Here is an 11,227-nt window from a genome sequence, read left to right as displayed (position 1 = left end):
CAATTCGACCTTTCTTTACCGTATGTTACAAAATTTTATGTTATAATTTAATCTGAGATTTTATCTTTAGGAAAAAAATTAAAGGAAGTTCCTACTGTGAAAAAAATTAAAGATTTTGCTAGCCGTGCGATCAATACACGACTCGGCTTTATTTTATTGTTAGTAGTTATATATTGGTTAAAGACAATTTGGGCTTACCATACTGATTTTAATTTAGGTTTAGAAAATTCCTATCAGTTGTTTTTGACCATTATAAACCCCATCCCCTTAGGACTCTTAATCATAGGTTTGGCCTTATATGTTAAGCGAACCAAAGCTTTTTATATTACCGCTTTTATCACCTATGCTATCGTAAATATCCTTCTAATTGCAAACGCAATCTACTATAGAGAGTTTTCCGATTTCATTACAGTTAGCGCCGTCTTGGCTAGTAGTAAAACTTCGGCTGGCCTTGGAGACTCTGCTCTTAATCTATTGAGAATTTGGGATCTTGTCTACGTTTTCGATTTCATTATCCTTATTTTCTTATTTGCAACCAAGAAAATCCACTTAGATGATCGTCCATTTAATAAACGTGCTAGTTTTTCTATCACAGCTTTGTCTGGTTTACTCTTTTCAATTAACTTATTCTTAGCTGAAATTGATCGTCCAGAACTACTAAGTCGTGGTTTTTCAAACACCTATATTGTTAAAGCTCTTGGCTTGCCATCATTTTCGATTTATAGTGGTAATCAAACTTATCAAGCACAGAAAGAAAGAAATGGTGCCACTGCACAAGAATTAGCGACTGCCAAAAAATATGTAGCAGAGCATTATGCCAAACCCAATCCAGAATATTATGGTATCGGAAAAGGGCGAAACGTTATCATGATTCATTTGGAGAGTTTTCAACAATTCTTGATTGACTATAAATTAAATATTGATGGTAAAGAACATGTGGTTACTCCATTTATTAACAGCCTTTATCATTCGAAAGAGACTGTCTCCTTCTCTAACTTCTTCCATCAAGTCAAAGCTGGTAAGACATCCGATGCTGAGACACTCATGGAAAACTCACTTTTTGGTCTAAGTAGTGGTTCATTCATGGTTAATTATGGTGGTGAAAATACACAATTTGCTGCTCCACATATCTTAGCTCAAAATGGAGGTTACAGTAGTGCGGTCTTCCACGGAAACGTCGGAACATTTTGGAATAGAAATAATGCTTACAAACAGTGGGGTTATGACTACTTCTTTGACTCTAGCTACTTCTCAAAACAAACCAAAGATAATTCATTCCAATACGGTTTGAATGATAAATATATGTTTGCTGACTCTATCAAATATCTAGAGCACATGCAACAACCGTTTTATACTAAATTTATTACAGTAAGTAACCATTACCCTTACACAAGTTTGAAGGGAGAGTCTGACGAAGAGGGATTCCCACTTGCAAAGACTAACGATGAAACGATTAACGGTTATTTTGCCACAGCAAACTACCTTGATACAGCTCTTAAATCATTTTTTGAATATCTAAAAGCTGCTGGTGTGTATGATAATTCTATTATTGTAATGTATGGGGATCACTACGGTATTTCTAATACACGCAATCCTAGCTTAGCTGAATTATTAGGTAAAGACCCTGAAACATGGTCTGAATACGACAACGCTATGTTACAACGTGTTCCATATATGATTCACATTCCTGGCTATTCAAAAGGTTTTATCAGTAATACATACGGTGGTGAGGTAGATAATTTACCAACTTTACTTCATATTCTAGGAATAGATACGTCTAAATATACTCAGTTAGGACAAGACTTATTATCTAAAGATAATAAACAAATGGTCACTATGAGAACAACTGGTCAGTATATTACTCCTAAATACACTAACTATAGTGGACATCTCTATTACACTGATTCAGGACAAGAAATCACAAATCCTGATGAAACAACTAAAGCTGAAATAAAAGCTATTCGAGATGCTACTAATAAACAATTATCTACAAGTGATTCGATTCAAACTGGAGATTTACTACGATTTGATGAAAACAATGGTTTGAAAACTGTAGAAGTTGAAAAATTCAATTACACACATTCTCTTAAAGCACTCAAAGCTAAAGAACGTAAATTGAAAGATCGTTCAACAAGCATATACAGCAAACATAACAACAAATCAACAGTTGATCTCTTCCATGCTCCAAGTTACTTGGAATTGCAAGATCCTAATAAGACACATAAAACATCTAAAAAATAATCCTTGCCATTTAAAGTTTAATCCACACCTCAATCCAACGATTGAGGTGCTTTTTATACGGAATAATACTATAAAACAATAAAAATCAAAAAGGAAAATTATAACAATAATAAAGATATCGAAATAAAACAAAAAAGTTTCATTCTACATATATAGAACGAAACTTTTCACTAAAATTATAATATAGGTACTTTCTTTCTAGTAATTAAAAAAAGTTAGGCAAACCCAACTTTTTTAATTCTTATTTACCAAGTTTAGCTTTAGCTGCATCTGCAAGAGCTGTGAAAGCTGCTGCATCGTTAACTGCTAAATCAGCAAGCATTTTACGGTTAACTTCGATTTCAGCTAATTTCAAACCGTGCATCAATTGTGAATATGATAAACCATTCATACGAGCAGCCGCATTGATACGAGTGATCCATAATTTACGGAAGTCACGTTTTTTCTGACGACGGTCACGGTATGCATAGTAGTAAGAATTCATTACTTGTTCTTTTGCAGTACGGAACAAGATATGTTTTGCACCATAGTAACCTTTAGCTAATTTAAGTACGCGTTTACGACGTTTACGTGAAACAACTCCACCTTTAACACGAGCCATTTATATTTCCTCCAAATAATCCTTTATAATATGTAGTAAATGTTTACAGAGACCTTATTATTTAAGGCGAGTAAGCATTGCTTTAATACGTTTGAAATCTCCTGATGAAACCATAGTAGCTTTACGAAGATGACGACGTTGTTTTTTAGTTTTACCGTGGAAACGGTGTGAAGTAAACGCGCGGAAGCGTTTCAATCCACCTGAACCTGTGCGTTTAAAGCGTTTAGCTGATGCGCGGTGTGTTTTTTGTTTTGGCATTTTAAATTCTCCTCTTAAATAATACTATAAAGTCGACAATTATTTCTTGTCTGGAATTGGTGCAAGCTGCATAAACATTTGGCGACCATCCATCTTAGCTCTTTGCTCAATAATAGCGATATCTTGTGTCGCTTCAGCAAATTCCGCCAATACCTTTGCTCCAATTTCTTTATGAGTAATCATACGTCCTTTGAATCGGATAGAAACTTTAACTTTGTTACCTTTTTCAAGGAACTTACGACCGTTACGAAGTTTTGTTTCAAAATCCCCTTTATCAATAACTGGGCTAAGACGAACTTCCTTAACAGTAACAACGCTTTGTTTTTTACGTTGTTCTTTTTGTTTCTTTTGATACTCAAATTTGAACTTACCATAGTCCATAATTTTCGCAACAGGTGGTGTAGCTTGTGGCTGAATTAAAACCAAATCAACATTAGCATCATCTGCAATTGCTTGAGCTTCAGACAATGGTTTAATACCTAATTGTTCACCCTCGAGACCAACCAGACGAACTTCACGAACGCGAATTTCATCGTTAATGAATAGATCTTTTTTAGCTATGATCTTCACCTCTTTATTTTTTTAGAGAAAAACGAAAGCGGACTTGATAAATCAAGCCCGCACATATAATCTTCCTAGATGGAATCTTGACATGTTGGGCCAGACAACCTAAGTCGCAAGGCGAGAAGTTCTCACTTCTGCTTTTCTCATTGCAACTAGTATATCATGACTAATTCTTCATGTCAATTATTTTTTCTGCTTTTTCTTGAATAAAAGTTACAACACCTTCAATTGATACTCCTGTAGTATCAAATTCAATAGCATCTTTTGCTGCCTTTAATGGTGAAACTTCTCGATGGCTATCTTTATAATCACGAGCAGCAATTTCTGATTTCAGTGTTTCAAAATCACTCTCAATGCCTTTTTCTTGATTTTCTTTAAAGCGACGCTCAGCTCTTTCATCAACAGAAGCCACTAAAAAAATCTTTAATTCTGCATCTGGCAAAACAACTGTTCCTATGTCACGACCATCCATTATAATAGCACCATCTTTGGCTATACGACGCTGCTGGTTTACTAACTCTTCTCGAATCTCTGGGATAGCAGAAACCCACGAGACATTGTTAGTAACATCGTTTTGACGGATAGCTAAAGTAACTTCTTCTGTGCCAAGAAAGACTGTCTGGCTACCATCTTCTGCTTTACCAAAAGAAATCGGTCTTTCAGCTAGGAGTCCTAAAATTTTCGAAACATCTTGTGCTTCATATCCATGCTGTAAAGCCAGATAAGTAGCACAACGATACATAGCACCTGTATCAAGGTAAGTGTAATTCAAATTTTTAGCAATAATCTTAGCGACAGTACTTTTTCCACTTGATGCTGGTCCATCAATAGCAATATTAATTGAGTTCATAATCCTCCCCTTAATTTACAACCACAGGATCGCCTGGATTAGCATACCAATACCCTGAGGTCATATGACCGGGATTAAGTTCTTGTAAACGAGCAACTGAAATACCTGCACGAGCAGCTATGGAGGCTGCTCCCTCACCTGGTTGAACTACGATTGTTCCACCGTTTACTGAAGATGATGTCGATGTCTCACTCGAACTTGCTACAGTACTAGAAGATGTTGTTGATTTATCACTAGTTTTAGTTTTTGATGATGACGTTGTTTTCTTACTTGTAGATGCTTTTTTCGTTTTAGAACTATTAACTTTTTGGCTTGAAGCACCATAAAAACCAGAAGTTTCTTTTGCTCTGTCTTCTCCTCTATTTGAAGTATAAAATACTATAAATAAAATAGCAACGACAATAACAAAGAATGCACTCAAGAAAGCGGTAATCCAAGGAGTACTTGACACCACACCTCTACTCGTTCTTGTAATTTTGTCTTTTCTATGACTATTGTTTTCCACAACTTTTTTTTCCCATGGTTTTTTCGCCATGACTTCCCCCTTGTTAATCGTATCAATAAGTATTACAATAATACTATGAAAGTTGCACTAATTCCAGAAAAATGTATTGCCTGCGGGCTTTGCCAAACATATTCAAATATTTTTGATTATCAAGATGATGGTATCGTTAAATTTTCCGATACAGATAACCTAGAAAAAGAAATTCCAAGTTCTAATCAAGATACTGTTTTAGCAGTTAAATCATGTCCCACCAAAGCTCTTACGATTTTGTAAGAGCTTTTTTATCGTAGCGATAACATTCAAAATAATCCATTTTAATCAAATTATCGAGAAGCTCCACTTCTCCCTTAAATGTAGGTTCAATAGCTAGTGCATCTAAAAAATATTTTTTAGGCCATTTTCGCATGTAAAAAATACGCTCATGGTTATTATTAAATTTGATAGTAACACTTGATTTAGTGACCTCAATTTTAGCAATATCTTCAATTGGAAACTTAGATCGTCTTAAAAAGTTAAAAGATACAATCCTAAGATATCCGTCTTCTTCAATAACAAAATAGCGATGAAATCCAATGCCCACTAAAACAATAAAGATGGCAAATAGAACAAATACCTGACTCGGAATCTCAGTTCTTTCATATAGCAGAGATAAACCAATAAAAATTGGTGCAATGGCTATTGACCAATAAATAATAGCCCAAGAAAGTTCAGGTTGCCAGTGATAACGTATCTTCCCAAATAATTTTATCATTTAACCACTCCAATCTGATATTTCTTTACTAATCCTTAGCAACGATGCCTAAAATAACATCAACTGCTTTTTCCATTGTTTGTAGACTAACGAATTCAAAGCGTCCATGCATGTTTTCACCACCTGCAAAAAGATTAGGAGTAGGGATTCCCATAAAGGAAATTTTAGAGCCATCTGTACCACCACGAATCGGTTCTATGATTGGCTTGATGTCTAACTCTTCCATTACTTCTTTAGCAATGTTGATAGGTGTCATGTCTTTTTCAATAACTTTCTTCATGTTGTAATATTGATCGTATAGTTTAACCTTTACACGTTCAGATTGTAATGCTTCATTCATATTATCAGCGATATCTTGAGCCAAGTGCTTACGCTTTAAGAAATCAACTTCCTCAAAATCTCGAATGATATATGAACTTTTAGCTTGATCAACTGTTCCACTTAAATCATATAAGTGATAAAATCCTTGATAGCCATCTGTTTGTTCAGGACGTTCATTTTCTGGTAATTGACTATGAAAATCCATAGCAAGCTGTAAAGCATTAATCATTTGATTTTTTGCAGTTCCAGGGTGAACGTTTCGTCCTTCAAATGTAAGCTCCAAACCAGCTGCACTAAAGGTTTCATACTGTAATTCTCCTAGTGGTCCACCATCCACTGTATAGGCAAAATCAACATCAAAATCTTTAACATCAAATTTATCTGCACCTATACCAATTTCTTCGTCTGGTCCAAAGCCAACTCTAATTTCACAATGCTCAATTTCTGGATGCGAAGCCAAATATTCCATAGCTGTCATGATTTCTGCTATACCAGACTTATCGTCTGCTCCCAGTAAGGTTTTACCATCTGTTGTAATCAATGTTTGCCCATGGTAATTATTTAAATTTGGAAAATCTTTTGGACTTAAAATGTAACCTGAGTCTCTAAGTTCAATATCTCCACCTTTATAGTCAACAATTTGTGGAGTAATATTTTCAGCATTGAAATCAGCTGTATCCATATGGGATATAAAACCTATTTTATGGCGTAAGCGGTCGCTTGTAGCAGGTAAGGTTCCAACCAAATACCCATTAGAAGGTAAATAATGAACATCTTTTAAACCAATTGCTTCCATTTCTGGTTTTAAAACTGTTAAAGCAAAGTCAACTTGACTTTGAGTTGTTGGCGTTTGTGTACTATTAGGATTACTTCTTGTATTTATTTTGACGTATGTTAAAAATCGTTCTAAAAGCTTTTCGTAAGACATCTTTCACCTCATATTTCTCCATTTAATTATAACATAAAAATAAGCTCACTATATTGTGACTACCTTAAAATTTCACAAATAATTTTGGTCGTCAAAAAACTAGGTTAAACAATTCTATCTAACCTAGTTTTTCATTAGTTAAGGTGCAACTTTCGGCGTAAGTCTTGAGCACGACTACCAATCATTTTATCAAGTAGATGGGTGGCCAGTGCCATAAAGCCATATACCCCTAAACCTATTGCACCGATAACGATAATGTAAACTAGACTTACCAGTCTACTATCGGGTACAATAACCAGATTCATTAACCATATTATCATAGAAATAATAAAGCTCATCAATAGCGTTAGAATAAGGACTAAAGCACTTGTACGACGAATAGCTTGGCGTTTAAATCCTGTAATTTCATGTATTTTCAAATACATAAGAATTACTGGGATACAAAGAGCTACTGTCGTTGAGAAAAGTGGTCCATAGGCATGGAAAAGGAAAATGGAGGGAACTTGTAAAATAACTTTTGCCACCAGACCATATAGGAAGTAAATAATAGCTTTACGATTTTCAAACAATGCTTGTAGCATTGGTGCTAAAACAGTATAAATAGATAAAATAATTGTTTGAATAAGAGATATGACAAAAAGCCCTAAAGCTTGTCCCTGCGGTAACCCATAAAAGACTGTATACAAAGGTTTTGCTAAAATAACGGATCCTGCAACAGCTGGCAGTAAAAACATTAGTAACATTTGTAGATTATTAACAACCAAACGAGCGGCGGCTTTTTTATCATTCTTAACAAAATTCTCTGTTAACAATGGAATACCAACTCCAGCAATTGCGGTAGCAACAGCAATTAGAATCATCGTAACTTTACCAGGGTTGCTTGAAAAGTAAGCAAACATAACCCGTAATTCTTCACTTGAATAATTCGTAAAGAGCGCCATCGTATTCCCAAATGAAAACTGATCAATCAATTTGAAAATTTGAATTGCTGCACCAGTAATAATAAAAGGGATTGCTTCCTTAACAGTCTCAATTAGTATTTCTTTAGTATCTAATTTAATGTGCTCTGGAGTTTTACCAAACAAGGCAGATAACATATTATAACGCCATAAGAAATAAAGCAGCACAGCTATACTAGCAAACATACCGACAAAGGCGGCGAATGTTGACTGTGTCACAGCGGCAATATAATCTCCTGATCCTAGACGCATAATATAGAAAGCAGTTAATAACATCCATATGACACGTATAATCTGCTCAGCGACTTGACTAATGGCATACGGTTTTAAATTATTAAAACCTTGAAAAAAACCACGTAAAACACTCATTGAAGGAAAAACTAAAACAGCTAGAGTTAGACTACGCAATATTGGAACGAGTTCTTGCCCTCCTTTACTAAGTGAAGCAAATAGAGGTGAACCAATATACATAATTAATGCAAAAACTCCACCTAAAATCAGCATAAACTGCAAGATTTTCCGAACCAGATAAATGCTCATCTCTTCTTTACCTAAAGTGTTATACTTAGATACCTGTTTTGCAACTGCTACTGGAATTCCAACAGTTGATATCAAAAGAAATAAAGCATAGATTTCATATCCCATCCCAAATAAAGCATTTGCTTCGGCAGCATGCTTTCCCATCCAAGCATACCAAGGGATAATATAGATGGCTCCCAGCAAGCGACTAATGAAATTCCCTGCTGTTAACCAAGCCGTCCCTTTGACCATTTGTTCTTGCTGACTAACTTTTGTTGTTTTTTGTGACATGGTAAACTTTCTATTTTCAATATTATTTAGCATTTAAAAGACAAAAATCTCAGAAATATCACTTTATTATAAACTTTTACCTTAGACTTGTAAAACGAGTACATAAAGTCTAAAATAAGGAGTATGATTACAATAGATAAAATTTTAGAAATTTTAAAAAATGACCATAATTTCAGAGAGATTTTGTTTCATGAGCATTATTATTATAACTGGACACAAAATGTAACTTTTAATGCCTTATCATATGATAGTCGTCAAATTTCATCTGATACTTTATTTTTCGCTAAGGGTGCTACTTTTAAAAAAGAATATCTAGATTCTGCAATCACAACAGGCCTTTCTTTTTACGTTTCTGAGATAGATTACGGCGCCGATATTCCAGTGATACTAGTCAATGATATCAAAAAAGCCATGAGTTTGATATCTATGTCTTTCTATAATAACCCACAAAACAAACTTAAACTTCTAGCTTTTACTGGAACAAAAGGAAAAACAACTGCGGCTTACTTTGCTTATCATATGTTAAAAGTAAACCATCGTCCTGCTATGCTCTCAACTATGAACACAACATTAGATGGTAAATCTTTCTTTAAATCACATCTCACAACCCCCGAGAGTCTTGATTTATTTCGGATGATGGCTACAGCCGTTGAGAATCAAATGACACACTTAGTTATGGAAGTATCAAGCCAAGCATACCTAACCAAACGTGTTTATGGTTTAACCTTTGACGTTGGCGTTTTCTTAAATATTAGTCCCGATCATATTGGTCCTATCGAGCACCCTACATTCGAAGATTATTTTTTCCACAAACGGCTCTTGATGGAGAATAGCAATGCTGTTGTTGTAAATAGTCAGATGGATCATTTTAATATTGTCAAAGAACAGGTAGAATATATTCCTCATGATTTCTATGGAGATTATTCTGAAAATGTTATCACAGAATCACAGGCCTTTTCTTTCCATGTCAAAGGAAAGTTGGAGAACACCTACGATATCAAGCTGATTGGAAAATTCAATCAAGAAAATGCTATCGCAGCTGGACTTGCTTGTCTCCGACTTGGTGTTTCAATTGAAGATATAAAAAACGGAATTGCACAAACTACCGTCCCTGGCCGCATGGAAGTCCTAACACAAACCAACGGCGCAAAGATTTTCGTTGACTATGCCCACAACGGAGACAGTTTGAAGAAATTATTAGCTGTTGTTGAGGAACACCAAAAAGGGGATATTATATTAGTGCTCGGAGCTCCTGGTAATAAAGGTCAAAGCCGTCGTAAAGACTTCGGAGATGTCATTAATCAACATCCTAATCTACAAGTGATACTCACTGCAGATGATCCTAATTTTGAAGATCCCTTAGTTATCTCACAAGAAATAGCAAGCCATATTAATCGTCCGGTTACTATCATCATTGATCGAGAAGAAGCAATTGCTAATGCCAGTACTCTTACTAATTGCAAACTAGATGCAATTATTATCGCTGGTAAAGGGGCAGATGCTTATCAAATTATCAAAGGAAATCGTGACAATTACTCTGGAGATTTAGAAGTTGCGAAAAAATACCTTAAACGATAAAAAAAGCTAAACAATAATGATTATTGATACTATATTGAATCATTCTAAATAATTATCATTTTGTTCACATTTTTCTTAATTAATGCTAAAAAAGGCTTTTGTAAGCCTTTTTTCTATGTTATAATGAACTTAATTTTTTGCTAGAAAGGTTCTCTATGTCTCACATAAAAGCAGAAAACATTATTGTATCTTACGATCAGAAAGAAATTATCAATAATCTTTCCCTCAGTATACTTAACCAAAAAATAACAACGATTATTGGTGCCAATGGATGTGGAAAGTCTACTCTTTTGAAGGCTCTCACACGCATCCATAAAATAAAAGATGGTACTATCACTATTGATGGTCATGATATTGCACATTTACCCACAAAGGAAATTGCTAAGAAGATTGCACTTCTCCCACAGGTGTTAGAAGCAACTGAAGGGATAACAGTTTATGAACTAATATCTTATGGACGGTTCCCACACCAAAAATACCTTGGCAATTTGACAAATGACGATCGTAGTAAAATCCATTGGGCGATGGAAATGACTAACGTAGCGCAATTTGCTAATAGAGATGTTGATGACCTTTCAGGAGGTCAGAGGCAAAAAGTATGGATTGCTATGGCTTTAGCACAAGATACAGATACTATCTTTTTAGACGAACCTACAACTTATCTTGACATGAATCATCAATTAGAAGTCTTAGAATTGCTCAAAAAACTTAATGACGAAACGCAAAAAACAATTATTATGGTCCTACACGACCTAAACCTGTCTGCGCGCTATTCTGATTATCTAGTTGCAATGAAAACCGGTAAAATTATCTATGAAGGTAGTCCTAGTCAGATCATGACTAAAGATATTATCAAAGATA

12 protein-coding genes and 1 other annotated feature are annotated in these 11,227 nt (G+C 34.8%); of the genes, 4 read left to right on the top strand and 8 right to left on the bottom strand.

Translation table 11 applies throughout. The features are described 5' to 3' along the window. Positions 1-96: 96 nt before the first annotated feature. On the top strand, positions 97-2,241 hold the full coding sequence (locus tag HMPREF9171_RS109065) for an LTA synthase family protein (RefSeq protein WP_000721256.1): 2,145 nt from the start codon (positions 97-99) through the stop codon (positions 2,239-2,241). Between the two features lie 241 nt (positions 2,242-2,482). Here HMPREF9171_RS109065 and rplT read toward each other — a convergent pair whose 3' ends face one another. From rplT to HMPREF9171_RS109090, 5 genes are all read right to left on the bottom strand, one after another. Beyond that, positions 2,483-2,842 carry a 50S ribosomal protein L20 gene (rplT, locus tag HMPREF9171_RS109070; protein ID WP_000124839.1) on the bottom strand — a complete coding sequence of 120 codons (360 nt, stop codon included), beginning with the start codon at positions 2,840-2,842 and terminating at the stop codon, positions 2,483-2,485. A gap of 57 nt (positions 2,843-2,899) precedes the next feature. Beyond that, a complete protein-coding gene (gene rpmI / locus HMPREF9171_RS109075) occupies positions 2,900-3,100 on the bottom strand; it encodes a 50S ribosomal protein L35 (RefSeq protein ID WP_001125940.1) in 201 nt (66 codons plus the stop codon). Positions 3,101-3,139: 39 nt separating this feature from the next. After that, positions 3,140-3,670 carry a translation initiation factor IF-3 gene (infC, locus tag HMPREF9171_RS109080; RefSeq protein WP_000691023.1) on the bottom strand — a complete coding sequence of 177 codons (531 nt, stop codon included), beginning with the start codon at positions 3,668-3,670 and terminating at the stop codon, positions 3,140-3,142. Between the two features lie 14 nt (positions 3,671-3,684). After that, positions 3,685-3,810: a sequence feature (ribosomal protein L20 leader region), on the bottom strand. Positions 3,811-3,830: 20 nt separating this feature from the next. Then, positions 3,831-4,514 (bottom strand): (d)CMP kinase, encoded by a 684-nt coding sequence (gene cmk / locus HMPREF9171_RS109085; RefSeq protein WP_001084721.1) that lies wholly within the window; start codon positions 4,512-4,514, stop codon positions 3,831-3,833. Between the two features lie 10 nt (positions 4,515-4,524). After that, positions 4,525-5,049, bottom strand: coding sequence for an SAG1386/EF1546 family surface-associated protein (locus tag HMPREF9171_RS109090; RefSeq protein WP_001085534.1), 525 nt, complete (start codon positions 5,047-5,049; stop codon positions 4,525-4,527). 45 nt (positions 5,050-5,094) lie between these two features. Between HMPREF9171_RS109090 and HMPREF9171_RS109095 the strand changes: the two genes are divergently transcribed. Then, positions 5,095-5,292, top strand: a complete 198-nt coding sequence (locus HMPREF9171_RS109095) for a ferredoxin (RefSeq protein ID WP_000861359.1) — start codon at positions 5,095-5,097, stop codon at positions 5,290-5,292. Here the strand turns inward: HMPREF9171_RS109095 and HMPREF9171_RS109100 are convergent. From HMPREF9171_RS109100 to HMPREF9171_RS109110, 3 genes are all read right to left on the bottom strand, one after another. Next, complete coding sequence (locus HMPREF9171_RS109100) at positions 5,279-5,770, bottom strand: EbsA family protein (protein ID WP_000593176.1); 492 nt, start codon at positions 5,768-5,770, stop codon at positions 5,279-5,281. The two genes, HMPREF9171_RS109095 and HMPREF9171_RS109100, sit on opposite strands and share 14 nt — an antisense overlap. A 28-nt stretch (positions 5,771-5,798) precedes the next feature. Beyond that, positions 5,799-7,019, bottom strand: coding sequence for a peptidase T (gene pepT, locus HMPREF9171_RS109105; RefSeq protein WP_000119594.1), 1,221 nt, complete (start codon positions 7,017-7,019; stop codon positions 5,799-5,801). Positions 7,020-7,153: 134 nt separating this feature from the next. After that, a complete protein-coding gene (locus HMPREF9171_RS109110; protein WP_000080004.1) occupies positions 7,154-8,788 on the bottom strand; it encodes a putative polysaccharide biosynthesis protein in 1,635 nt (544 codons plus the stop codon). Between the two features lie 123 nt (positions 8,789-8,911). Between HMPREF9171_RS109110 and HMPREF9171_RS109115 the strand changes: the two genes are divergently transcribed. Both HMPREF9171_RS109115 and HMPREF9171_RS109120 read left to right on the top strand, forming a co-directional pair. Further along, positions 8,912-10,366 (top strand): UDP-N-acetylmuramoyl-L-alanyl-D-glutamate--L-lysine ligase, encoded by a 1,455-nt coding sequence (locus HMPREF9171_RS109115; RefSeq protein ID WP_000628280.1) that lies wholly within the window; start codon positions 8,912-8,914, stop codon positions 10,364-10,366. A gap of 155 nt (positions 10,367-10,521) precedes the next feature. Further along, a partial coding sequence (locus tag HMPREF9171_RS109120; RefSeq protein ID WP_000018230.1) for an ABC transporter ATP-binding protein occupies positions 10,522-11,227 on the top strand: 706 nt, incomplete at its 3' end.

Source organism: Streptococcus agalactiae ATCC 13813 (assembly GCF_000186445.1).
Taxonomy (GTDB): domain Bacteria; phylum Bacillota; class Bacilli; order Lactobacillales; family Streptococcaceae; genus Streptococcus; species Streptococcus agalactiae.
This window is presented reverse-complemented; position numbering and strand designations above follow the sequence as displayed.

Excerpts from the sequence above, each read along its gene's own strand:
- HMPREF9171_RS109095 (WP_000861359.1), top strand. The coding sequence starts at position 5,095 with ATGAAAGTTGCACTAATTCCAGAAAAATGTATTGCCTGCGGGCTTTGC.
- HMPREF9171_RS109100 (WP_000593176.1), bottom strand. The coding sequence starts at position 5,770 with ATGATAAAATTATTTGGGAAGATACGTTATCACTGGCAACCTGAACTT.
- HMPREF9171_RS109110 (WP_000080004.1), bottom strand. The coding sequence starts at position 8,788 with ATGTCACAAAAAACAACAAAAGTTAGTCAGCAAGAACAAATGGTCAAA.
- rplT (WP_000124839.1), bottom strand. The coding sequence starts at position 2,842 with ATGGCTCGTGTTAAAGGTGGAGTTGTTTCACGTAAACGTCGTAAACGC.
- cmk (WP_001084721.1), bottom strand. The coding sequence starts at position 4,514 with ATGAACTCAATTAATATTGCTATTGATGGACCAGCATCAAGTGGAAAA.
- pepT (WP_000119594.1), bottom strand. The coding sequence starts at position 7,019 with ATGTCTTACGAAAAGCTTTTAGAACGATTTTTAACATACGTCAAAATA.
- rpmI (WP_001125940.1), bottom strand. The coding sequence starts at position 3,100 with ATGCCAAAACAAAAAACACACCGCGCATCAGCTAAACGCTTTAAACGC.
- HMPREF9171_RS109115 (WP_000628280.1), top strand. The coding sequence starts at position 8,912 with ATGATTACAATAGATAAAATTTTAGAAATTTTAAAAAATGACCATAAT.
- HMPREF9171_RS109090 (WP_001085534.1), bottom strand. The coding sequence starts at position 5,049 with ATGGCGAAAAAACCATGGGAAAAAAAAGTTGTGGAAAACAATAGTCAT.